We start from the raw sequence: 23,583 nt of genomic DNA, 5'->3' as shown, positions 1-23,583 counted from the left end.
CGGCAGGGCGCATGACCGTGCCGCCCGGATCGGGTGTGGCATCGTATTTGGCGAGCAGACGCTCATGTAGCGTCGCCGGTCCTGCTCCGGCGAGTCTGCCGTTGCTCTCGGCTATTTAATCCATTCAATTTTCGCTGACGCCATCGATTGCATTCAGGGCCTCTATTACTTCGTCTTCGTAGAATCCTGTTCGATAACGTGTTTCAAGCTCTCCCAGGGCTTCAAAAGCTGCTCTCAACAGATTCGGATACACGGCCGCGATCGACTTGGGTAAGTATCTCACGATATCGCTCGGTGGTTCGGGTTCTTCCTCGGCTGCATATAAGCGGCCCGGCAAGGTCGGATCGTTGATTTCCTCATCGAGGACAACCAATTTCACCCGAGTAGGAGCTGTGATCTGCGACGGCACAGATCGCGCGAGTTGTTTCAGATAATCGCCGTTCTTCGGATTCCATCCCAACTTGACCATCGGTTCTCTGGGTACATTAGCCAGCTCGAACGTCAGCTGTCGAATGACCTGGAAATTTTCTGCGCTGACGAGATGCTCTCGATAGCGTCCGAGGTTCGGTTCTGGCATCTTCTCCGGGTCCTTCCTGTCAATCCAAGTCATCGCTACAGGCCGTCGAAGTACTCGCGTCCGTCCTTTGGCGTGAACACGGTTCCTCCATCTCCGTCCTCGATGACTACAGCACCTTTCTCCGGATCCCAATATGCCGTTCGGCCCCTGGGTAGATGCTTTACCTCCGTCGGTACCTCGCCGTCGAGGACCTTGCGAACGTACTCGGGAAGTTCTGCGGCGCCTACGCCGGATACGTAGTGTGAGCCATCTCCCTGTGCGGCACGTCCATTCGCGTGTTCGGCGATCTTCTTCGCAATCTCTTGTGTAATCGGATCGTCCCCGCCCAGGGCTGGCGTCGCTGTAGGGCCGTTGTCGTCGATGAGTGCCTTCATGGCGATGATGGCGGCCAGTTTGGTGAGTGTGGCGGTGAGGTCTGGGACCTGGCCGAAGGCGTCGATAACGCCGACGGCGACGCTCGCAGCCAGGGTGATCTTGAGAATTTGGAATAGCCGCTTTGTCGTGTAGAGGCCGCGAATGGTGGCGATCGTGTCCTCAACAGCGAGCGCGACACCGCCGCCGGCGACCGCGAGACTGCCACCGAAGCTGAAGATCGCTCCTACGATGGCGCCGGTGACCAGCAGTCCGACGGCCCATGCGAAGGTGGTCATTGCCGTCTTGATGCCTTCGCCGACTTCGACTGTCGAGCTGTGATAGTCCGCAACAGGGGCGGCGACATTGAGGGACGCGGTGGCCAGAAGATCGGCGCTGGACTTCAGTGTCCCGAAGTGTTCCTGGATCTTGGCGCGATTCTCTGCCGCATCCATATCGTCGAACAACGCGGAGATCCCGCTGATCTTAGCCGCAGCCCCAGTGATGGTCGCGTGGTTGGCGAAGGTTTTCCACGTGTCGGCGGCCTTGGAGAGTTTGTCGACGTCACCGTTGGGAAGTTTCCCGAAGGTACTGACGATCTTCGCAGTGAGTTCGTTGAAGAACTCCTCTACGCCACCGTTGTGTTTGACGCCGTCGCCGTTGTCGTGGACGGAGGTCGGGATGGTTACCTGGTACTCGGAGACCTGGTGGAGAGTCGGTCGCTGGGGTTTGGCGTTGTCTGCGATCGCGTATTTGTAACCATTGGCGTATAGGACGTTGCCGAAGTTGGTAAGGGCGTCGGCCAGGTGTGTACACGTTTGCATAGTGTCGCGTGCGTACTGGTCGTACGCTTCGCCCCATTGCTTGCATCCGGGGGCGTCCCCGGCCATGCCTGCACATTCACCCTTGACGGCGTCGTGTAGCGGTTTGTCGGTGCGACGCAGTTCGGCGGCGAGGTCATGGCATTGTTTGCCGGCATCGAAGTACGTCTGCCAATTGACGCGCACTAGTTATGCCCCTCGGAGCATTTTCAGGTTTTCCTCGATCGCGCTGGTGTAGCCGGTGTGCGCTTTGCGGGCTGCTTCGCTGATATCGCGGACACCTTCGGCGAATTCCCGCGCGCCGACCGACCACTCGAGGTGGGCGTCGGAATAGGCCTGAGCGGCAACACCTTCCCAGCCGGTACCCGCCAGCGCGGCAACCTTGTCGTCAATCGTGTCGAGGTGCTCGGCGATAACGCTCGCGAGTGCGGACAGGCGGATCACGACCTCATCGAGGTGGTCCAAGTCGACCTGGAACTCCTCGGAACTCATGGCAGGTCCAAACTCGAGCTGCTCGTGTTGTATAGTACGGCGGCGTTGCTCCCGTCGAGGTCTTCATAGGTCGAGGCTGTGATGCCGAGCTTTTCGGCCATCCCGGACAGAGCGGTGATGATCTGGGCGCCGCCGTCACGGATATCGGTCCAGCCGTCAGCGAACTGGCTCGCCAGATTGCCCCTCCACGTTCCATTGACCAGTGATTCGACATCCTTGGCCGCAGAGTCGAGTGCCGTCCGCAATGCCATCGATAGCTCATAGACCTGCTCGCCGACCTCACGAACCTTCTCCGGAACCACCGAGAGATTATCGGTCGACGGCGTCCCCCCGTTGCTCATGACCGGCAGCGTACTGAATGTCCGCCCGACCTGTCGAGGGACCCATTGTGCCTATCGGAGGGTGTCGACGCCGATCATCCTGGTGGGCCACAGCTTTGCGGACGCGTTGGGACTCACCCAGCGTCGATTCGCCGCCCGTGCCGGCATCGCGAAGAGCACGGCGAGAAAGTGGCGACCTCTGGGCGACGCGATCGAGCTGGGTGACGAGTGCGCCGACATTATCGAGACGATGCCGAGCTGCGCTGCGGCACGCATTTGAAGGCGGCCTGCATGGCACCGCGATTGCTACCCTTGGTAGCATCGGGAGTATGGGTGGTAGTAAGAAATACTCGATCAGCCTCCCGGAGGATCTCGCCGAGCAGGCTCGAGCCTATGTTGGCCCCGGCGGCTTCTCCGCCTATGTCGCCGAGGCGTTGGAGCAGCGTGTAGCGATGGACAAGCTGGGGGAGCTGGTGGCCGATTTCGAGAAGGACGACGAGCCGTTGACTCGTGCGGAGATTGATCAGGCGAGGGCGGAATTGGGTTTCGAGCGGCGCCGTCGGGGTTCGCGCGGATCGGCCGCCTGATGCCGGATGTGCTTTTCCTCGATTGCGAGGGGCTGTCCATGCTGTATCGGAAGGATCGTCGCATGCTTGCGTGGATACAGGCGGCCAAAGAGGACGGCGTGCGAGTCGCGACTACGGCTATGACGACTGTGGAAGCCGACTACAGCAAAGTGCGTGCCGCCCGGATCGCATGGACGCTGTCACAGATCGACGTTCACACGGTGACCGGAGAGTTGGCCGCGCAGGCCGCTGCGTTGTTGCGCGAGCATGGCCTTGGTGGACACAAGTACGCGATCGACGCCGTTCTGGCTGCGTCGGCTCGCTCGGTTCGTGGGCTGGCGACGGTGGTGACGTCGGACCCCGAGGACATGGCGTTGCTGTGTGGTCCGGAGATCGAGATCGTCAAGGTGTGAGCTTGTTCGAGCCGTGAGCAGCGATCGGGAGAACCGACGGCCTGTCCCGCTGCCCTGAAACCTTGTTCGTCGACCACCCGCATATATGAAACAGGGCCGGCTCGCTCAATGGATTGAGCGAGCCGGCCCGGCGTCAGGTCAAGAACTAACTAGTCGGCTCGAACGCCTCCGCGATGATCTCCGCCTGCTCTACCGCGTGCACCTTGCTCGACCCCGAGGACGGGGCCGACATCGCGCGGCGGGAGATGCGGCGCAGTCGGGTGTTGGCGAAGCGGGGTGGGAGGGTTTCGGGGAGGTTGAGGCCGAAGAAGGGCCAGGCGCCCTGGTTGGCCGGTTCTTCCTGGACCCAGGCCAGGTCGGTGGCGTTGGGGTAGCCCTCGAGGGCCTCGTTGAGGCGGCGGACGGGCAGCGGGTAGAGCTGCTCGATCCGGACGATGGCGACGTCTTCGCGCTTCTGCTTGGCCTTTTCGGCGGCGAGTTCGTAGTAGAGCTTGCCGCTGGTCATCAGGACGCGCTTGACCTTGCTGCGGTCGCCGATGCCCTGCTCGTAGCCCGGTTCGTCGAAGACCGAGCGGAACTTGCTCTCGGTGAAGTCCTTGAGGTCGGAGACGACGGCCTTGTTGCGCAGCATCGACTTCGGGGTGAAGACGATCAGCGGGCGGCGGATGCCGTCGAGTGCGTGGCGGCGCAGCAGGTGGAAGTAGTTGGCCGGGGTGGACGGCACCGCGACGGTCATCGAGCCTTCCGCGCACAGTTGCAGGAAGCGTTCGATGCGGCCGGAGGTGTGGTCCGGGCCCTGGCCCTCGTGGCCGTGCGGCAGCAGCAGCACGACGTCGGAGAGCTGGCCCCACTTGGCCTCACCGGAGGAGATGAACTCGTCGATGATCGACTGCGCGCCGTTGACGAAGTCACCGAACTGCGCCTCCCACAACACCAGCGCGTTGGGGTTGCCCAGCGAGTAGCCGTATTCGAAACCGACGGCGGCGTATTCGCTCAGCGCCGAGTCGTGCACGGCGAACCAGCCGGGGTTCTCGCTGCCGATGTTGTGCAGCGGGGTGTACTCCTCGGCGGTCTTGCGGTCGATGATCACCGCGTGGCGCTGGGTGAACGTGCCGCGGCGGGAGTCCTGACCGGTCAGGCGCACCGCGCGACCCTCGTCGATCAGCGTGCCGAAGGCGAGCAGCTCGGCGAAGGCCCAGTCGACCTTGCCCTCGTAGGCCATCTCGCGGCGCTTCTCCAGCACCGGCTTGACGCGCGGGTGCACGTTGAAGCCGTCGGGCACGTTGAGGAACGCGTCGCCGATGCGCTGCAGGATCGACTTGTCCACGGCCGTCACGACGGATGCGGGCACCGGCTGGTCGCCCTCGACCGACTCGCTCGGCTCCGGCGAGTACTTCTCCAGCTCGCGGACCTCGTTGAACACCCGCTCCAGCTGGCCCTGGTAGTCGCGCAGGGCGTCCTCGGCCTCTTTCAGCGAGATGTCGCCGCGGCCGATCAGGCTCTCGGTGTACGCCTTGCGGACCGAGCGCTTGGTGTCGATGACGTCGTACATGTACGGCTGGGTCATCGACGGGTCGTCGCCCTCGTTGTGGCCGCGACGGCGGTAGCAGATCATGTCGATGACGACGTCCTTGCGGAACTTCTGCCGGAAGTCGACCGCCAGGCGGGCCACCCAGTCGCACGCCTCCGGGTCGTCGCCGTTGACGTGGAAGATCGGCGCGCCGATGAACTTCGCGATGTCGGTGGAGTACTCGGTGGAGCGGCTGTTCTCCGGAGCGGTGGTGAAGCCGATCTGGTTGTTCACCACGATGTGGATGGTGCCGCCGACCCGGTAGCCGCGCAGACCCGACAGGTTCAGCGTCTCGGCGACCACGCCCTGACCGGCGAACGCGGCGTCACCGTGCAGCATCAGCGGCACGACCGAGAAGCCCTCCGGGCCGTCGCCCTTGTCCAGCAGGTCCTGCTTGGCGCGCGCCAGGCCCTCGAGGACCGGGTCGACCGCCTCCAGGTGCGACGGGTTCGCGGTGAGCGAGACCTCGATCTCGTTGTCGCCGAACATCTGCAGGTAGGTGCCCTGCGCGCCGAGGTGGTACTTCACGTCGCCGGAGCCGTGGGTGGCGGCCGGGTTCATGTTGCCCTCGAACTCGGTGAAGATCTTCGAGTAGGGCTTGCCCACGATGTTGGCCAGCACGTTGAGCCTGCCGCGGTGCGGCATGCCGATGATGACCTCGTCGAGGCTGTGCTCGGCGCACTGGTCGATCACCGCGTCCATCATCGGGATGACGGCCTCGGCGCCCTCCAGCGAGAAGCGCTTCTGCCCGACGTACTTGGTCTGCAGGAAGGTCTCGAACGCCTCGGCCGCGTTCAGCCGGTTCAGGATGTACTTCTGCTGCGCGACCGTCGGCTTCGCGTGCTTCTGCTCGACCCGATCCTGGATCCACTGCAACTGCTCGGGCTCGAGGATGTGGGTGTACTCCACGCCGACGTGGCGGACGTAGGCGTCGCGCAGGACGGACAGCACGTCGCGCAGCTTCATCTGGTCCTGGCCGTGGAAGCCCGCCACGTTGAACGTGCGGTCCAGGTCCCACAGGGTCAGGCCGTGCTGGGTGACGTCCAGGTCCGGGTGGCTGCGGAACTTGTCCTTCACCAGCCGCAGGGGATCGGTGTCGGCCATCAGGTGGCCGCGGTTGCGGTAGGCGGCGATCATCTCCAGCACGCGGGCGCTCTTGTCGACAGCGCGCTCGCGGATGTCCTTGCGCCAGCGGATCGGCTCGTACGGCACGCCGAGACCGTGGAAGATCTCGTCGTAGAACTCGTCGGCGATCAGCAGCTGGTGGATGGTGCGCAGGAAGTCACCGGACTCCGCGCCCTGGATGATGCGGTGGTCGTAGGTGGAGGTGAGGGTCATCAGCTTGCCGACGCCCAGATCGGCGATGCGCTCGTCGCTCATGCCCTGGAACTCGGCGGGGTACTCCATCGCGCCCGCGCCGATGATCGCGCCCTGGCCGTTCATCAGGCGGGGCACCGAGTGCACGGTGCCGATGGTGCCCGGGTTGGTCAGCGAGATGGTGACGCCGGAGAAGTCCTCCGCGGTGAGCTTGCCGTCGCGGGCGCGGCGGACGATGTCCTCGTAGGCGGTGTGGAACTGCCCGAAGGTCATCGCCTCGCAGCCCTTGATGGCCGCGACGACCAGCGATCGGCTGCCGTCCTTGCCGGGCAGGTCGATGGCGAGGCCGAGGTTGGTGTGCGCGGGGGTGACCGCGTTCGGCTTGCCGTCGATCTCGGCGTAGTGCCGGTTCATGTTCGGGAACGCTTTGACCGCCTGCACGATGGCGTAACCGAGCAGGTGGGTGAAGGAGATCTTCCCGCCCCTGGTGCGGGCGAGGTGGTTGTTGATGACCAAGCGGTTGTCGATCATCAACTTGGCCGGGATGGCGCGCACGCTCGTCGCGGTGGGGATGCTCAGCGAGGCGGACATGTTCTTCGCCACCGCGGCGGCGGCGCCGCGCAGCACCTTGGACTCGTCGGCGGCGGTGTCGGCCTGCTTCGGGCCGGAGGTCGGCGCGGCGTTCGAAGTCGGCGCCGGGGTGGTCTGCGGTGTGCGTGTTGTCACAGCGGCGGGCTTGGCAGCGGCCGGTGCGGGCTTGGCGGCAGCCGGTGCGGGCTTGGCGGCGGCCGGTGCGGGCGCTTTCGGGGCCGCGGGGGCGGCGGCAGGCTTGGCGTCGTTGCGCGTGGCGGCGGCGGGCTTGGTGGCCGCCGGAGCCGGTGCGGGAGCGGCAGCTTGCGCGGTCGCGGGGGCGGGCTGGCTGTTGCCGGTGTCGCCACTCGCGTCAGGCGTGTAGTCGGCCAGGAACTCGTGCCAGCTCTCGTCGACCGATGATGGATCTTGTTTGAACTTCTGATACATCTCGTCGACTAGCCACTGGTTCTGTCCGAACTGGGATGTTGAGCTGCTCACAGCAGGTGTTCGCCTCATTTCGTTCTTCGCGCTGCGACGTTTGTGACGTGCCCGGCACGGGGATCAGCGGATTGCGCGCCGATGCGCCCTATCTGAGGATAGGCCCAGCAGCAAATCGGCCGATTCACTGACCACCCGACACCCCCGACCCTATTGGTGATGACCCGGCGTCACCCGAGAATATTCCCTCCGACGCCTGTGCCGCTGCCCAGAGCCGGGCATATGGCCCACCTGCGGCGAGCAGCTCCGTATGCTCGCCGAATTCCACGATCCGCCCGTGGTCGACCACCGCGATCCGGTCGGCGCGCGCGGCGGTGCCGAGCCGGTGCGCGACGATCACCGTGGTGCGGTCCCGGCTCAGCGATCTGCTCGCTGCCAGCACCGATGCCTCGGTGTCCGGGTCGAGCGTCGCGGTGGCCTCGTCGAGCAGCAGCAAGTCCGGAGCGACCAGTTCGGCACGGGCCAGCGCGATCAGCTGCCGCTGCCCGGCCGACAGGCCCCGGCCGCGCTCGCCGACGGGTTGTTGCATGCCGAGCGGGAGGCCGGCGATCATGTCCGTCGCGCCCACCGCCGCAGCCGCCGCGGCGATCTCGTCGGGGGTCGCGAATGGTTTCCCGAATGCAATGTTGCTCGCCACGTCGCCGGTGAACAGGTGAGCTTCTTGGGGGACGATGCCCAGCCGCGAGCGGTAGTCGGCGAGGCGATAGTCGCGCACGTCGACGCCGTCCACCCTGATCGCGCCGGGAGCTGCGGCGGGCACTCGCGTGCGCTCGCCGGAATCCGGGCGCAGGTCGTACAGCCGCGCGAGCAACTTGACGACGGTCGACTTGCCCGCGCCGGTCGGGCCGACGAGAGCGAGGCTGGAACCCGCCGGAATGCGCAGCGACACACCGTCCAGCGCGGGAACGCGACTTCCCGGGTAGTGGAAACGGACGTCGTCGAACGCCACGTCACCCCGCAGCGCGGGTCCGATGGTCACCGGGTCGGCCGGGTCGGCGGCGATCGAGGAGGGGGTGCGCAGCAGGTCACCGATCCGGCGCAGCCCGACCCTGGCCTGCTGGTAATTGTCGAAGACCTGGGACAGCTGCAGGATCGGCACGAACAGCAGCTCCAGATACAGCACGAACGCGACCAGTGTGCCCGCGCTGGTCGCACCGGTGGCGACCTCGCGCGCACCGAAGAACACCACCGCCGCCAGCGCCACGTCCGCCCATCCGACGACGAACGCGAAGTACAGCGCGATCGCCCGCTGCGCCCGCAACCGGCTGTTGCGGTAGCGCTGCGAGTACTCGGCGAAGCGGCGGGCGGCGCGCGGCTCGTGCCGGTTCGCCTGCACCGCGCGCAAGCCCGTGACGTTCTCCTGGAAGTCGGCGTTGACCGCCGACACGTGCTCGCGCGACACGGTGTAGGCGGCGGAGGACACCCGCCGGAACAGCACCGTCGCTATCGCGAGGGCGGGCACCGTCGCCAGCACGACCAGAGCCAGCGATACGTCGATGACCAGCAGCGCGACCGTGATGCCGACCAGCGTCAGGAGCCCGACCAGACTGGTGGCCACGCCGGTCTGCAGGAAGGTCGACAGCGCGTCGACGTCGGTGGTCATCCGCGTCATGATCCGCCCGGACAGTTCGCGCTCGTAGTAGTCCAGGCCGAGTCGTTGCAGGTGTGCGAAGCTGCGCACCCGCAGGGCGAACAGCACGCGTTCCCCGGTGCGCGCGGTGAGCAGCGTGGTGGCCGCGCCGACCGCCAACCCCGCCGCGGCCAGTACCGCGCCGAGCAGTGTCGCTCGGACGAGTGCTCCGGCGTCGTCGCCGAGCACGCCGCCGTCGATCGCGTAGCGCACCAGCGGCGGGAACGCGATGGCGATCGCCGCGTCCACGGCCAGCAGCGCCATCACGGTCAGCACCAGCCCGCGGACGGGACGCAGCAGGCGGGTGAGCCGGAAACCTGGATCCGGCTCGCGAATGCGTTCGCTGTCCGTCTCCGGCTGCTCGGTGGCAGGTGGCAGTCGCTCGATGGTCCGGCGCAGCTCGGGCGTCTCGCTGATGTCGGCCGCCGCCGCACCGAAGCGACGGCCGGCGGATCCGTCGCCGACTCGCCTGCCCGTGGCCGAACTCGCGTCCGGCTCGGGAGCGGGGTGCCCGGCGGGCGCGGGCAGCCGGATCACGCGATCGGCGTGGGCGAGCGTCGACTCCCGGTGCGCGAGGATGAGCGTGGTCCGTCCGCCCTGGTCGGGCAGCGCGTCGAAGATCGCCGCCTCGGTCACCGCGTCCACCGCGGAAGTGGCGTCGTCGAGCACCAGGATGCGCGGACGGGCCAGCAGCGTCCTGGCCAGCGCGATCCGCTGACGCTGGCCGCCGGAGAGGGTGAGGCCGCGCTCGCCGACCACCGTGTCGTAGCCGTCGGGTAGCTCGGCGATGAATTCGTCCGCCGCGGCCTGGACGGCCGCCTGCCTGATCTCCTCGTCGGTGGCGTCCGGTCGCCCGAGCGCGATATTGGCCGCGATGGTGTCGGAGAACAGGAACGGATCGTCGAAGACGACGCCGATGGCGGCGCGCAGGTCGGCAGCGCGCACGTCGGCGATGTCGACGGCCTCGCCGATTCGGGTCCCGGCGCGCGAAGTCGGGGTTTTGATCGCGTCGACCGCGCCCGCGTGCGGCGCGGTGGGATCGGTGAACAGCCGGATACGGCCCGCGTCCGGCGCGTAGAAGCGCGGAAGCAGCAGAGCGAGCGTCGACTTGCCCGAGCCCGCCGGACCGATGACCGCCACCGTCTCGCCGGGCCGCACGCGCAGATCCAGTTCGCGCAGCACCGGCCGCTCGGGATCGAAGCCGAAGCTCAGCGCATCGAGCTCGATGCCGAGCGGGCCGTCCGGCAGCCCGACCGGGCGTTCGGGATCGGCGATGACCGGGGCGGTGTCGATCACTTGGAAGACCCGCTCGGCCGCCGCCCTGGTGAGCTGCGCCATGACGATCACCGAGGAGAGAATGCGCGCGGTGCCGGTCATGACGGCGACGTAGGCGGCGAACGCGACGAAGGTGCCGATGCCGATGCTGCCGTGCAGCGCGAGCAGTCCGCCGAGCGCGATGACCGCGACCATCCCGAGCTGCGGGATCGCCGCGACGGTCGGCGCGAAGCGCGCGTCGATCCGTGCGGCGCGCATCCGCTCCGCGAACAGCTTGCGACCGTGCCGCTCCAGCAGGTCGACCATCCGCGCTTCCTGGCCGAAGCCTTTGACCACCCGTACCCCGGTGACCGTCTCCTCGACGTGCTGGGCCAGATCGGCGGCACGCTGCTGCGCGGACCAGGTCGCCGCGTGCAGGCGCGGCCGCATGCGGTAGACCACCAGGCCGACCGCGGGCACCACGAGCAACGCGACGGCGGCCAGCGGCGGGGAGAGCCAGAGCATGACCGCGGCGGCGAGCCCGAATTCCAGCAGCGCCATGCCCGACAGCGGCACCATGGCCAGCAGTCCTTGGACGAGCTGCAGATCGGTGATCGATCGCGACACCACTTGGCCGGTGCGCAGGGTGTCCTGACCGACGCCGTCGAGCCGCTGCAGTGCGCCGAGCAGCTGCACCCGCAGGGTGTGCTGCACGTCCAAGGACAGCCGCCCGGCCAGCCAGCGCCGTCCGAATCCGGCCCCGGACCGGCTCACGGCCACTACCAGGATCAGCCCGGCGACCATGCTGATCGCGGCCGTGTCACCGATCCCGGCCGCGTCGACGGCCCGCTTGGTCAGCAGCGGCCCCGCTGTCTCGACGATCGCCCCGCCGAGCACCGCGGCGGCGAGGCCGCCCAGCACCGCGCGGTGCGGTAGGCATTCGGCCCACAGCCTCCGTATCCAGCCCGGACTGCATCCCCCGTCCACGTCGTTCGCCCGTCCCCTTCGTCGTACCGCGTTCGTCATCGACGGTACCGACACCGGCCGACAAGTCGTTGTTCCCGGCGGGTCCTCGGATCACAGATCGCAGGTGCGCAGATTCCACCAGCTCGCGGCGCCCAGGCCGATGGTCCACAGCAGCAGGACCACCACGGCGGCCGGAGTAGGTGCGAGGAAGTCGCTGTCGGGATAGGAACCGACCGCCACGGTGCCGACGGTGGCGGAGACGGGCAGCAGGGTGACCACGCCCGGAATACCGAGACCGCGCGCGATCAGCCAGATCAAAGGCTCGGCGACGACACTCCAGCCGAGCAGCAGCGCCGCCGCCTTGGTCGAGGACCGCAGCAGGATGCCCGCGCTCGCGCCGATCAACGACCAGCAGACCGCGGCGAGCAGCCCGCCGCCGAGCACCGCGAAGAACTCCCCGGTGACCGGGACCTTGCCGCGCCCCACGCCGAACAGCGCGCCGGCCGACACCAGTTCCACCGCGACCGCCGCGGCCAGCGCGCAGCCTCCGATGACCAGGAACTTCGCGGCGGCGAGCCGGTCGCGGTCAGGGCTGAACAGCGTGGTCACGGCCATGCTGCGGTACTGGTACTCCGCGCCGGTCGCCAGCGCGCCGAAGACCGCCGTCGCCAGCACGACGAAGGCGAGGCCGAAGTAGAGTCCGATCGTCGCGGCGCCGGTGGCGGGCTGGCCGCGCGGATCCGGCGGCCCGGCCAGGCTCGCCGACGCGACGCTCGCCAGCAGCGCCACGACGATCGGTGCTGCGGCGAGCGTCCGGCCGCGCGGCATGGTGACGACCTTGCGCACCTCGGAGTTGACGTTCGGCACCAGGTCCGTGGGCAGGATGGCGATCATCGTGGGATCCCGTAGGGCGTCGGCGAGGGTGGCTGGGCGGGCGCGGAGAGGCCCGGGTAGTGCGGCGCGGGCGCGGCGATGGGTCTGGTCAGCGACGCGAGCACGCGGTCGGGGTGGATCGGGTCGGGCACGATGCTATCGATCCGCACCTGCGCCGCGGTGGCCGCCGTCCTGATCTGCGCTTCGCTCGCCTCGGCGACGGCGAGGCGGCCGTCCGGCCGGATCACCGCGTCCGTGAATCCTTGTGCCGCAAGCGTGGTGGCCAGCGCGATGGGGGTGGACGCGGCGACGACCAGCCGGTCCGGATGCCCGCGCCGCAAGCGCGCCGGAGTGCCCTGGTACACCACCGCGCCCTCGCTCAGCACGACCAGTTGGTCCGCGGCGGGCAGCACCGCGCCGAGACTCTCGCTGGTCAGCAGGACACTGCCGCCGCGCCGGGCGTGCTTGCGCAGGAAGTCGTGCAGCCAGCCGCGTTCGGCGGGGTCGAGTCCGTCCATCGGCTCGTCCAGCACCAGCAGCGGGGGGTCGCCGAGCAGCGCGGTGCCGAGGGCAAGCCTGGTCTGCTGCCCGGTCGACAGGGCGCCGATCTTCGTCCTGGCGTGTTCGTCCAGTCCGACCAGCTCGAGCACTTCGGTCACCCGGCTGTCGACGACGTTCGCCGCGGCCGCGTAGACCCACAGGTGTTCGCGCGCGGTGCGGGTCGGATGCAGTCCGCGTGGCGCGAGGACGCCGCCGATCACGTTCGCGGAGCCCGCGGTGTTTCCCCGGGAACCGGGCCCGCCGACGGACGCCGTGCCCGAGGTGGGAGCGAGCAGGCCGAGCAGCACCCGCAAGATAGTGGTCTTGCCCGCGCCGCGCGGGCCCACCAGTGCGGCGATGGTGCCGGATGGCACGGTGAAGCTGACGTCCGTCACGGCGGTCGCCAGCTCGTACTGCTTGGTCAGTCCCCGGACCGCGAACGCGATCGGCCGCGTCCCGCTCATCGCGGAGTGGCCGGAGGTCGCGGCTTCGCCGGGTCGATCGCGGTGAGCGGATCGGCCTCGATGACCAGATGGCGGTCGACCGGCCAGGTGGTGGGCGGCGGCCCGAATGCCTTGCGCGCGTTGGTGATCGTGGCTTTGCCGAGGGCGCGGTTGCCCGCGCCGCCGATCACTGCGCCGATGCCTGCGGGCAGTACCTTGCCCGCCATCAGCGCCGCGCGCTTGGTGATGAACCGGATGATGAACCGCTTCAGCAGCGAATCGTTCATGCTCGACAATCCGGGGATGCGGTTGGCGAAGGCCGAGCCCCAGTTCTTCGCGGAGGTGCCGACGCTCTTCTGCACGATCTGCATGCCGCTCTCACCCAGCACGACCGCCAGCACGAGCGCCCTGCGTTGCTCCTGGTCTTCCGGCGTGATGCCGTGCACCGAGGCCACCGCGAGGGTGAACACCGCCGACGCCTCCATGAAGAAGGTCGTCTCCGCGCTCACCGCGGCGATGGCCGCGACGGTGCCGACGCCGGGGAAGGCTGCGGTCGCGCCGACCGCGCTGCCGCTGCCGGTCACCGCGAGCAGGTACTGCTTCTCCAGTCGGTCGACGATCTGTGCTGGGCTCTCACCAGGGTGGGAGCGGCGAATGCGGTCCACGTACTTGGCGACCGCGGGGGCCTGCAGGCGGGACCCGGTGTCGAGCAGTTCGACCACCGTCTTCTCGAACGCGCCTTTGAGCATCGGCGGCATCCTCCTCTTCCGGTCTGCTGGGTAGAACTGTATGGCACCGGTTGCCGTCAGCTCGTCATGACAACGAAGTACCCAGCCGCATCGGTTCCACCGGCGGCTGCCTCGCTTTCGACCCGGGCGGGTGCGTCTTTACGCGGAAGCGTGGATCGCGGGCACGCGTTCGCCCGATGCCGGAGGGGGAGGTGGGGTTCCGTCGCCGAACGGCCTGCCGCCGAGAGCTTCTCGGCCGTGCGGGGTCAGCCAGTTCGCCAGGTCGGGGCCCTTGGGGATGATCCCGGTCGGGTTGATGTCCCGGTGCACCACGTAGTAATGCCGCTTGATCTGCCCGAAGTCGATCGTGTCGCCGAAGCCCGGGGTCTGGAACAGGTCGCGCGTGTACGCCCACAGCACCGGCATCTCGGCGAGCTTGGTCCGGTTGCACTTGAAGTGCCCGTGGTAGACCGCGTCGAAGCGGGCCAGCGTGGTGAACAGCCGGACGTCGGCCTCGGTGATCGTGTCGCCGACCAGATACCGTTGTGCGGCAAGGCGTTCGGAGAGCCAGTCCAGCCGCGCGAAGAGCCGGTCGTAGGCGGCGTCGTAGGCGTCCTGCGTACCGGCGAATCCGCAGCGATAGACGCCGTTGTTGACGTCGCGGAACACGGCGAGGTTCACCTCGTCGATCTCCGCGCGCAGCGGCTCCGGGTACAGCTGCGGCGCGCCGGGCCGGTGGTGCGCGGTCCACTCGGTGGAGAAGTCGAGGGTGATCTGCGCGTAGTCGTTGGTGACCACCTGGCCGGTCGGCACGTCCACGATGGCGGGCACCGTGATGCCACGCGGGTAGTCCGGGAACCTGGCCAGGTAGGCGTCGCGCAGCCGCGGGATGCCGAGCACCGGATCGACACCACCGGGATCCAGATCGAAGGTCCAGCTCAGCTTGTCGTGCGTGGGTCCGCACAAGCCGAGCGAGAGCACCGGCTCCAGTCCGAGCAGGCGGCGCACGATCAGCGTTCGATTGGCCCACGGGCAGGCTCGCGCCGCGACGAGCCGGTAGCGCCCCGGCTCGACCGGGTAACCGTCGCGGCCGTCGGCCGTGATCCGGGTGGTGATGTAGTTCGTGTCGCGTTTGAACGCGCCGGGCTCGACGTAGGAACCGGTTTTGCTGGCCGACTTGGTCACATCGACAGTCTTCCAGATCGACCTCGTACGCTGACCGGATGAGTGAAACGAAGGCCACCCGTCTGGAACGAGACGTCACCGACGGCGGAGCGGAGGTGGCGACCCTCACGCTCGCCCATCCGCCGCTCAACCTCTTCGACCGGTCGATGCTGGACGCGCTGGTCGAGGACATCGCCGAGCTGTCGGCGCGGCCGCCGCGCGCGGTGCTGCTGCGCGCCGAGGGCAAGGTGGTCTCCGGCGGCGTCGACGTGCACGTCTTCGACGGCCTGACGCCCGAGCAGGGCGCCGAGTTGTGGCGCACCCTGTTCGCGCAGATCATCCATCCGCTGGAGGCGCTGCCGTGCCCGGTGGTGTTCGCCGCGCACGGGTTGACCCTGACCGCCGCCTTCGAGATCGCCCTCGCCTGCGACATCCTGCTCGCGGCGCCGAAGGCGAAGTTCGGACTGGTGGAGATCGTGGTCGGGCTGACCCCGTCGATGGGCGGCCCGCAGCGTCTCGCCGAGCGCGCGGGCTCGGGGCGGGCCCGCGAGTTCGTGATGACCGGCGACCTCTACGACGCGGCGACCATGGCCGAGTGGGGCGTGGTCAACGCCGTGCACGAAGACCTGGACACCGCGGCGCGAGCGCTGACCCACCGGCTGGCCGATGGCCCGACGAAAGCCAACGCGGCCACCAAGAAGATCATCGAGGCCTGGCGTTCCGGCGGTGTGGCACATGCGGATTCGGTGACGCCGGAGGTGTCCGGCGAGCTGTTCGGCACCGAGGATCTGCAGGGCGGTGTGCGCAGCTTCCTCGAGCAGGGCCCGGGGAAGGCGCGCTACGCGGGCCGGTGACAGCTAGGACACGTTCATCGCCTATTCCAGCGAAGTTGTGACATGCGTCATATAGTCGCAGTGCCTGATAACTCGAGGCACGCGGAGGACGAATGTCGCAGTTGCTCGTCGAATATCCCCTCGCCGGCCCGCACGTCTGGGACAACCCGCTAGCTCGGGGCGCCGACGGGGTGCTGCGCTACGGAAACCTCACACCCGCGCTCACCGAACTACTCGATCTTCAGGTGCACGCGTTCGGGAGCCGCGAAGCCGTGGTGGAGGTCGGCGGCCCGCGCCTGACCTACCGGGAGCTGTGGCACTCCGCTTCCCGCATCGCGGGCGGCTTGCAGGAGCACGGCATCGGATACGGGGACCGAGTCGCCGTCCACCTGCCCACCGGCGCTCGATGGGTGCAGGCATTCCTCGGCGCACTGCTCAGCGGAGCGGTACCGGTACTGGTGCACGACGGGCTCCCGGAGTCGGTGGCCGAGCGCGTGATCGCCGACAGCCGTGCCGATTTCGTGCTCGGCGGCAAGGGCGCCGAGACCGAGCTGCCCGACGGCGCCGCCTATATCGATGACGGCGCGGCACTGGGCGACCTGGCGCTGCTGTGCTACACGAGCGGAACGTGCACGCCCAAGGGTGTGGAACTGACCAACGAGAACCTGCTGTCGGCCGTGCGTTCGGTGGTCGCGGCGCTGGACCTGCCGACCGACGGCCTGCGCAACCTGGTGCTGTTGCCGTTGGCGCACGCGGGCGGCTGTGTCGATCAGCTGTTGCCGACCTTCGCCGTCGGCGGCACCGTGGTGCTCACCCGGGACACCCGAGGCATGGTCGAAGCCGTCACCGCCGAGCGCGTCGACATGGTCTCCGCGACGCCGCGGATCTTCGCGGGCCTGCTGCCCCGGCTCGCGGAACTGCGCTCCGACGGATTGCGCACCGAGGGCATCGCGCGGATCAGTAAAGCCGGTCATCGCGCCGCGTCTCCGGCCGCCCTCGCGGCCGAACTGCGCGGCGTGTTCCCCGCCGCCCGGCAGTGGTCGGTGTGGGGCGCGACCGAGACCAGCGGTATCGGCCTCGCGGTGGACGACGCCGAGCGAGCGGACTCGTCCGAAGCCGCCGCGGTACTCGGTTTCCCGTTCGGCGGAACGGAATTGGCGCTGTGGGGCCCGCGGGCGACGGCGGGGCACGGCGAACTGCTGTGCCGCGGGCCGAATGTCACCCCGCGCTACTGGGACGACCCGACCACGACCGCGGCGCGGTTCACCGGCACCTGGTTCCACACCGGCGATCAGGTGACGATCGACGAAGACGGCTTGGTGCGCAGGGAACCGGTGCCCGTCGAGTGACCTTGTCTCACTCCAGCATTCGCTCGCGCAGCCGCCCGAGCAGGTCGGGCGTCAGTCCGATCGTCGCGAGATAGCCGTCCAGGCCGCCGTGCAACTCGCGCATCGAGGCGGTGGCGATGTCCAGGTATTCCTCCCGCACGCCGAGCAGGTCGATGGAGAGTTCCTCACCGCCGAGCAGCTTCGCCGTCATGAGCGCGCGCAGCGCCGGGACCGCGCCGTTGCTGAGCAGGTAGTCGGCCTGCACGTCGGTCTCTGTGACGCCGACCGCGCGCAGCAGCGTGGCGACGGCCCACCCGGTGCGATCCTTGCCCGCCGCGCAGTGCACCAGCACGGCGCCGTCGCCGCGCAGGACGGACTCGGCGAGGGACGCGATGGCGGCATGCGCCTCGGGAAGTGCCGGGAACATCCGGTAGACCTCGAGCATGTGCGTGTAGGCGGTCTGCGCGGTCGCCTCGTGTGGCGGCGCCTCGGCCATGCGCGAGTCGAACGGGGTGATGCTCAGCCGGACGTCCGCGGGCAGCCGGTCGGCGCCGATGTGGTCGATCTCACGCTGTCCGCGCAGGTCGTGGACAGCGCTGACGCCCAGGTCGCGCAGCGCGGCGTGGCCCGCGTCGTCGAGTCCGCTCAGTTGCGCCGAGCGCAGCAGGACGCCGGGACGGACCTTGGCGCCGTCGTCGGTGCGCAGCCCGCCGGTGTCGCGGAAATTGAACGTGCCGGAGAGGAAGTACTGGTCGGCGGGGGGCGAGAGAGTCACCGATCCAGGCTATCCGCAGCGCGGAACGAACTGGTGTCGGTAGTGGATCGAGCCTCCCACGATAAGCTGACCGTTTTGAGAGGTTCCACTGTGGGATTCGCCACAGGATTTGGGCTGCTCGGCACCAGGACCGTACCGTTGTCAACGGTCTGCCGAGTGGCCGAGCACCGCCGAGATCCACCGTCATAGCGCGATTTCCGGGTGACACGGCCTGATCGCATACCGATCGCGGTTGGGTAACAAAACATTCTTTCAGTCTGAAATTACCCATCGAACCCGTTCTCAAACCCCGGAAACGCTCTACCATTGGTGAATGTTGGACCGGGCAGCCCAGGTGTTTCCCGATGTTGCCCGCCCTGTTCAGCGAGTCGCGCCGACGAGGTGCGTGAGTTCTTTCGCCGAGAGGGAGTCGTCGTTGAGCGCACGTGGAGAAGTGATAACAGAAATCCGGCTACGACCCGCCGTCATCGAGGCGGTCGAAGCGGCGGCGGCCACGGTCGACTACAAAGGTCTCCGCGCGCTGCGCGTGCTGCTGCACGCGGGAGTCAGCGCCTACTGGCCGCTGGTCAAGGCCACACCGGAGAAGCAGATCAGGTCGTATGAGATGACCCTGCAGGCGCTGCGCGCCCGCTGGGCGGTCAAGGCCGACTGCTTCCCCGATCCGATCGCCACGGAGTTCTACCAGGAGAAAGACGCGGAAGTCACCGCGTTCCTGGAGATGTGTGCCGAGTTGTCCGGAACCCAGTGGCTGGAGCCGGTGGAGGCGATCGCCTGCAATGTCGTGTCGATCGTGCAGGGCACGGTGCTGCGCTGGCTGGCCGACTGCAACGACGAGACCATGCTGGTGGTGCTCGACGAGATGGTCAGCGGGCTGGCCGCCAAGGCCGCGGAGCTCTGACAAATACTGGACGTTTGACCAACTTGGTGGTTGAGTTGTCCGGGTGACCGAGACGTCGCCGATCGCGGGGCTGCATGCGGCCACCGCCGAACTCGACCCGCCGCTGGCCGCCCTCGACCTGTCCACCCTGCGCGCGAACGCCGCCGATCTGGTGCGGCGAGCCGGTGGCACACCGGTGCGGGTGGCCAGCAAATCCGTGCGCTGCCGTGCCGTGCTCGCCGAAGTCCTCGGCGCCGATCTCACCGCGGCGGGCGGCTTCGCGGGCATCATGTCCTATTCCTTGCGTGAGGCGCTCTGGCTCGTGCGCCACGGGGCGCGCGATGTCCTGCTCGGCTATCCGAGCGTGGACCGCGCCGCGCTGGCCGAACTGGCGGCCGACGACATCGCGCTGCGCTCCATCACGCTGATGATCGACGACGCCGCGCAACTCGACCTGATCCGCGCCGCCGTCGGCTCCGATCGCGTGCGGCCACGTGTCTGCCTCGACGTGGACGCCTCCCTGCGGATCGGCCCGCTGCACCTGGGCGTGCGGCGTTCCCCTGTTCACACGCCGCAGCAAGCGGCCACGCTCGCGGGCGAGGCCCGGCGGCGCGGCTTCGACGTGGTGGGCGTGATGACGTACGAGGCGCAGATCGCGGGGCTCCCGGACGCCAATCTCGCTGTGCGCCTTGTGAAGCGGGCGTCCGCGGCAGAGATCCGCAAACGCAGGGCCGAGGTGCTCGCCGCGGTCCGGTCGGTGACCGGCGAACTCGAGATCGTCAACAGCGGCGGCAGCGGATCCATCGAGGTCAGCGTCGCCGATCCGGACGTCACCGAGGTGACCGCCGGGTCCGGGCTGTACGTGCCGACGTTGTTCGACGGCTACCTGTCCTTCACGCCCAGACCGTCGCTGTATTTCGCGATGCCCGTGCTGCGGCGTCCCGCCACCGACATCGCCACCGTCTTCGCGAGCGGGTACATCGCCTCCGGCCCCACAGGGCGGTCGCGGGTGCCCAAACCGGTGTGGCCGCGCGGGTTGAAGTTGATCGGCACCGAGGGCGCTGGCGAAGTGCAGACCCCGCTGTCCGGCGCCGCGGAACTGCGGATCGGCGACCGGGTGTGGTTCCGGCACGCGAAGGCCGGTGAACTGTGCGAGCGATTCGACACCGTGCATGTGGTCGACGAGGACGGCTCCCGCGTCAGCGCGCCGACCTATCGGGGCGAGGGCGCCTGCTTCGGCTGACCCGCGCCGGTCAGCCGAAGGAACGCGCCCAGATCGGCGAGTTCGTCCGGGTTCGCGGGCAGGTATTCGGTGAGCAGCGGTGAGCGGATGACGATCGCCTTCCACATGGCCCGGCACAGCGCGTGGATCAGCCCGCGCGACAGCAGCGACGGCATGCCGTAGGGCGCGTCGGCGGGGGAGGAGGTGGTCATGGACAGCAGCACCACCGCCGCCTCCCGGCCGCGGAAGCGATCCGGCGTGCCCACCAGGACGTCCTCGATCTTCGCGCGGGCCAGCAGCGTCCGGATGCGTCCCACCTGAGCGGCGTACGGAGCGACCACGAAGATGTCGTGGGGGTGCAGCCTGCGCGTGGTCGCGCCGCTGGTCCATGACATGCCGAGCAGCGCGCGGACCCGGCGCACCACTTCGCGCGCTTCCGCGGGAGACTCGGTGGCGTTGCCGTAGTGGTCCACCAGGACGGTGTCCACCCCGGGGTCCTCGCCGTGCAGTTTCCGGGCCAGGGTGACCGTCTCGTTGGCGCGCAGGCGGCCGTCGTAGTACAGGCGGGAGACGGGTTCGCACACCGCCGGGTGCATCCGCCAGGTGCGGTCCAAGAAGTAGCCGCGCTCGGTGGGCAAGGTCTGGCGTCCGTCCGCCAGCCAGCCGAGCACCGATTCGCCGACCGGGGCCGGATGGGCGCCGCGCGCGGTGGACGCCACCGGGTCGCCGAGCAGCAACAGATTGCGCGCGCACTCCGCCACGGACACCGTCTCGGCCAGCGGGAAGCGGCCCGCGTCGGCGATCACGAGCAGGTCGAGGCCCGCGCGGGGCACCAGATCCTCGTTCGCGAAATCGGCCGGTTCGCCGCCGAGGACGCAGCCGCTGATCGCGTTGTCCAGGAATCGCGGGTAGCGGGCGGCGTCGATCACCACCCACTCAGGTGCGACGGTCGCCGCGTCCTTCTTGGCGACCAGTTCCGGCAGCACACCCGCCCGCACCACCGCGTCGAGCAGGTTCTCCACGGTGGCGGGTGTTTGCGCGAGGATGCCGATCCGCCACTTGTTCCGAGTGATCAGCCGCTCCAGCACCCGGGCCGCGGTCGCGGTCTTCCCGGTGCCCGACGGACCCTGCACCGCGACGTAGGAGTGATCCAGAGCGCACAGCGCGGCGGTGATCGCCGCGGCGTAGTCGCCGTGCACCTCGGGCAACCGGACGTCGCCGTGCAGCCGGGGCGGGCGGCGCGCGAGGATGTCGAACACGGCCGTACGCGGCGTTTCCGGCAAGGTCATCAGCAATTGCTGCGCCGCGAGTTCGATCGCCAGTTCGGCGTTCTCATCCCAGTCCGGCAGGCCCGGCGCGATCGCTGAGGGCAGTTCGTCGTAGGGTTCGCAGCCCTCCGGCAGCGATTCCTCCAGCCGGACGGTGTCGTCGAATTCGGCGTCCACCGAGCAGCCGAGCACCGTCGCGGTAGCGGTCGCCCGCTGCCCCGCATCGGTCACCATGCCGGCCGGCATCGGTTGATCGTAGAAGGTGTAGACGGCGGTACCCGGGGTCAGCGCGCTCGGGCCGGGGGCGCCGCTGGAACCGGTGCCGATCCGTCCGGTCAAGGTGAGATAGCGCCGCATCCCCGGGCGGTCGGGGCGGCGATGCCACTTGGTGTCGACGGTGCCCCAGTCGGCGACCAGCACTCCCGGGGCCTGCGCCCATTCCTCCACCGGATGACTGAGCCGGTCGGCGTGCGCCCACCACAGCGGCTGCCGCTCGCGCCGGTGGTAGCCGAGCGTCGCGGCCATCAACGCGGCCGGATGCAGCGGATCGCCCTGCGCTGCGGCGTATTCCGCGAGCGCGGCCTCCAGCGACGACGGCCGGGACGACGGCGGTGCGGGCTCGCCGGCGACCGCTGAGGTGGACCGTGTGTCCGGAGTCCGGGTCCGGGTGGCGATGCGTTGCTCGGCCGCGCGATCGAGCAGCCAGTCACGCAACCGCAGCACCGTGTGGCAATCGTGTTCCACGGCAGCCGGATCGGTCGTACCGGGAAGCAGTCGGCGCAGGCCGCCGAGCCGGTAGGAGGACTCGCCGACGAGCAGCGCGCCGCGGACGATCGGATACAGATCGACCAGAACGCCCTCGCGCAGCAGTTCGTCTACCAGTTCCTCGTTGACCCCGTGCCGTCCGGTGCAGCGCAGCAGTGCCGTCCGCACCGCCGCGGAGTAGTGGTAGACGTGCAGGTCCGGATCGATCCGGCGGCGCTGGGTCAGGTAATCGAGCACCTGCTCGAGCACGCGGCGTTCGGCGGCCGCGGCGCGGCCGGGCTCGCTCGAACCGCTCGGTCCGCGCAACGAGAGGTGCACCGTGTCCGGGCCGCCGACCTCGACGACGAGCGGAGTCCGTCCGCCCCCCGAGACGGTGAGCGAGAGATCGCCGGGGGAAGGCGCCGGCAGCGCCCCGAGCACGGTCGCGTCGAGCACCGCGTAGGTCGGCTCGCCCGAAACTTCGCGGCGCAGCTGGGTTTCCGCCTGGCGGCGCAGCGCGGAAACGGTGCGCGGCGGCACGCCGGGCACCGAGCTCTCGGTGGTGGCCAGCCGATCGATGGTGTTCACCCCCGCTTCGCGCAGCCGGGCGCGAGCGGCGGGCGGCATGCCGGCCACGAGCAGCAGGTCGCGCGCGGCGGAGAGGGCATCGACGCAGGTGCGGCAGCGGCCGCAGGCGAGATAACGAGGATCGCCCCACTGCACGGGCAGCAGTTCGCCGAGCTTCTCGTCCACGATGCGCTCCACCCGGCTCCTGCGCGCCCGATACAGCGGAAGCAGTTCGCTCAGCGCTCCGGCGCTGCTCTCCGTGCCGAGATGCAGCCGGACCAGCGGTGCGGTGAGCGCGCCCGAATGGTCGAGTGCCTCGGCGCAGGCGGCCAGTTCGAGCGCGGCGGCCACCCGATCGGCGGTCGTGGACGCGATGCCGTGCACGGTGTAGCGGACCCGATGTTCGGCTCGCACCAGAAAGTCGGCGGAGCAATGGAATCGGCCGTCGAAGAAGGTCGCGCCGTGCACCACGTGCGCGCCGGAGCGCAGGGCGGCGACCGTGTCGGCGTGCGCGGCGGTCAACGCCGCGACATGGCGGCCGGGTTCGCCCGGTTCGTCCGGGGGGCGGTCGATCTCGACCACCGCGCCACCGAACCGCGCGCGGTAGTCGTCGAATAGGCGTCGACGGACGTCATCGGTTCCCGGAGCGGGTTCGTACCTTGATACGACGCTGCCGGGGTCGGCCGGGATGGTGCCGAGTTCGGCGTCGAGGGCGCGCAGCAGGGCGAACTCGCAGTGCGCCGCGCGGACGAGATCGACGGCGGTGCAGACGACACGATCACCGAACACGAACAAACGCGGCCCTCCTGTGTCTTCGCGGGACACCCGCTGCAGGCGTGCGCCGAATTACACACGGACCGCAACACTGTAGCT

At 68.8% G+C, this 23,583-nt stretch carries 19 protein-coding genes; 7 read left to right on the top strand and 12 right to left on the bottom strand.

Annotated elements, in window-relative coordinates:
- Window positions 1-124: 124 nt before the first annotated feature.
- From ACIA5H_RS21950 to ACIA5H_RS21935, 4 genes are read right to left on the bottom strand one after another with little or no spacing between them, the layout of a single operon-like run.
- Window positions 125-577 (bottom strand): hypothetical protein, encoded by a 453-nt coding sequence (locus ACIA5H_RS21950; protein WP_379254820.1) that lies wholly within the window; start codon window positions 575-577, stop codon window positions 125-127.
- A 35-nt stretch (window positions 578-612) separates the two neighbouring features.
- Complete coding sequence (locus ACIA5H_RS21945) at window positions 613-1,935, bottom strand: hypothetical protein (protein WP_379254822.1); 1,323 nt, start codon at window positions 1,933-1,935, stop codon at window positions 613-615.
- Between the two features lie 3 nt (window positions 1,936-1,938).
- On the bottom strand, window positions 1,939-2,241 hold the full coding sequence (locus tag ACIA5H_RS21940) for a WXG100 family type VII secretion target (protein WP_379254824.1): 303 nt from the start codon (window positions 2,239-2,241) through the stop codon (window positions 1,939-1,941).
- A complete protein-coding gene (locus ACIA5H_RS21935) occupies window positions 2,238-2,582 on the bottom strand; it encodes a type VII secretion target (protein ID WP_379254826.1) in 345 nt (114 codons plus the stop codon). The genes ACIA5H_RS21940 and ACIA5H_RS21935 overlap by 4 nt, the downstream gene beginning before the upstream one ends.
- Before the next feature lie 61 nt (window positions 2,583-2,643).
- Between ACIA5H_RS21935 and ACIA5H_RS21930 the strand changes: the two genes are divergently transcribed.
- Genes ACIA5H_RS21930 through ACIA5H_RS21920 form a run of 3 tightly spaced genes read left to right on the top strand, consistent with a single transcriptional unit; the run spans window position 2,644 to window position 3,540 of the window.
- Window positions 2,644-2,841: a hypothetical protein gene (locus ACIA5H_RS21930; RefSeq protein ID WP_379254827.1), complete on the top strand. Its 198-nt coding sequence runs from the start codon at window positions 2,644-2,646 to the stop codon at window positions 2,839-2,841.
- Window positions 2,842-2,890: 49 nt separating this feature from the next.
- Window positions 2,891-3,148, top strand: coding sequence for a hypothetical protein (locus ACIA5H_RS21925; protein WP_397077186.1), 258 nt, complete (start codon window positions 2,891-2,893; stop codon window positions 3,146-3,148).
- Window positions 3,148-3,540 carry a DNA-binding protein gene (locus ACIA5H_RS21920; RefSeq protein ID WP_379254830.1) on the top strand — a complete coding sequence of 131 codons (393 nt, stop codon included), beginning with the start codon at window positions 3,148-3,150 and terminating at the stop codon, window positions 3,538-3,540. The genes ACIA5H_RS21925 and ACIA5H_RS21920 overlap by 1 nt, the downstream gene beginning before the upstream one ends.
- Window positions 3,541-3,685: 145 nt before the next feature.
- Here ACIA5H_RS21920 and ACIA5H_RS21915 read toward each other — a convergent pair whose 3' ends face one another.
- From ACIA5H_RS21915 to ACIA5H_RS21890, 6 genes are all read right to left on the bottom strand, one after another.
- The gene (locus ACIA5H_RS21915) at window positions 3,686-7,516 is read right to left on the bottom strand and encodes a multifunctional oxoglutarate decarboxylase/oxoglutarate dehydrogenase thiamine pyrophosphate-binding subunit/dihydrolipoyllysine-residue succinyltransferase subunit (protein ID WP_355077297.1); all 3,831 of its coding nucleotides are present in this window, start codon (window positions 7,514-7,516) and stop codon (window positions 3,686-3,688) included.
- 106 nt (window positions 7,517-7,622) lie between these two features.
- The gene (locus ACIA5H_RS21910) at window positions 7,623-11,408 is read right to left on the bottom strand and encodes an ABC transporter ATP-binding protein (protein ID WP_397077185.1); all 3,786 of its coding nucleotides are present in this window, start codon (window positions 11,406-11,408) and stop codon (window positions 7,623-7,625) included.
- A 51-nt stretch (window positions 11,409-11,459) separates the two neighbouring features.
- Window positions 11,460-12,242 carry an ABC transporter permease gene (locus ACIA5H_RS21905; RefSeq protein ID WP_397077184.1) on the bottom strand — a complete coding sequence of 261 codons (783 nt, stop codon included), beginning with the start codon at window positions 12,240-12,242 and terminating at the stop codon, window positions 11,460-11,462.
- The gene (locus tag ACIA5H_RS21900) at window positions 12,239-13,225 is read right to left on the bottom strand and encodes an ABC transporter ATP-binding protein (protein WP_397077183.1); all 987 of its coding nucleotides are present in this window, start codon (window positions 13,223-13,225) and stop codon (window positions 12,239-12,241) included. The genes ACIA5H_RS21905 and ACIA5H_RS21900 overlap by 4 nt, the downstream gene beginning before the upstream one ends.
- Window positions 13,222-13,953 (bottom strand): hypothetical protein, encoded by a 732-nt coding sequence (locus ACIA5H_RS21895; RefSeq protein WP_355077290.1) that lies wholly within the window; start codon window positions 13,951-13,953, stop codon window positions 13,222-13,224. Before ACIA5H_RS21895 ends, ACIA5H_RS21900 begins: the two co-directional genes overlap by 4 nt.
- Before the next feature lie 138 nt (window positions 13,954-14,091).
- On the bottom strand, window positions 14,092-15,117 hold the full coding sequence (locus ACIA5H_RS21890) for a glutathione S-transferase family protein (protein ID WP_397077182.1): 1,026 nt from the start codon (window positions 15,115-15,117) through the stop codon (window positions 14,092-14,094).
- A gap of 38 nt (window positions 15,118-15,155) precedes the next feature.
- Here ACIA5H_RS21890 and ACIA5H_RS21885 point away from each other — a divergent pair, with 38 nt between their 5' ends.
- Both ACIA5H_RS21885 and ACIA5H_RS21880 read left to right on the top strand, forming a co-directional pair.
- A complete protein-coding gene (locus tag ACIA5H_RS21885) occupies window positions 15,156-15,950 on the top strand; it encodes an enoyl-CoA hydratase/isomerase family protein (RefSeq protein ID WP_355077286.1) in 795 nt (264 codons plus the stop codon).
- A 92-nt stretch (window positions 15,951-16,042) separates the two neighbouring features.
- Window positions 16,043-17,278 (top strand): class I adenylate-forming enzyme family protein, encoded by a 1,236-nt coding sequence (locus tag ACIA5H_RS21880; RefSeq protein ID WP_397077181.1) that lies wholly within the window; start codon window positions 16,043-16,045, stop codon window positions 17,276-17,278.
- A 7-nt stretch (window positions 17,279-17,285) separates the two neighbouring features.
- Here the strand turns inward: ACIA5H_RS21880 and ACIA5H_RS21875 are convergent, their stop codons facing one another.
- Window positions 17,286-18,032: a tyrosine-protein phosphatase gene (locus tag ACIA5H_RS21875; protein ID WP_355077283.1), complete on the bottom strand. Its 747-nt coding sequence runs from the start codon at window positions 18,030-18,032 to the stop codon at window positions 17,286-17,288.
- A gap of 415 nt (window positions 18,033-18,447) precedes the next feature.
- On the opposite strand from ACIA5H_RS21875, the gene ACIA5H_RS21870 reads away from it, so the two are divergent.
- Both ACIA5H_RS21870 and ACIA5H_RS21865 read left to right on the top strand, forming a co-directional pair.
- Window positions 18,448-18,930: a TetR family transcriptional regulator gene (locus ACIA5H_RS21870; RefSeq protein WP_356967229.1), complete on the top strand. Its 483-nt coding sequence runs from the start codon at window positions 18,448-18,450 to the stop codon at window positions 18,928-18,930.
- Between the two features lie 43 nt (window positions 18,931-18,973).
- A complete protein-coding gene (locus ACIA5H_RS21865) occupies window positions 18,974-20,152 on the top strand; it encodes an amino acid deaminase/aldolase (protein ID WP_397077180.1) in 1,179 nt (392 codons plus the stop codon).
- On the opposite strand, the gene ACIA5H_RS21860 is transcribed toward ACIA5H_RS21865, so the two are convergent.
- Window positions 20,122-23,499: an AAA domain-containing protein gene (locus ACIA5H_RS21860; RefSeq protein WP_397077179.1), complete on the bottom strand. Its 3,378-nt coding sequence runs from the start codon at window positions 23,497-23,499 to the stop codon at window positions 20,122-20,124. The two genes, ACIA5H_RS21865 and ACIA5H_RS21860, sit on opposite strands and share 31 nt — an antisense overlap.
- Window positions 23,500-23,583: the final 84 nt, after the last annotated feature.

The sequence above is a fragment of the Nocardia sp. NPDC051900 genome (assembly GCF_044452545.1).
In the GTDB taxonomy this organism is placed as follows: domain Bacteria; phylum Actinomycetota; class Actinomycetes; order Mycobacteriales; family Mycobacteriaceae; genus Nocardia; species Nocardia sichangensis.
This window is presented reverse-complemented; position numbering and strand designations above follow the sequence as displayed.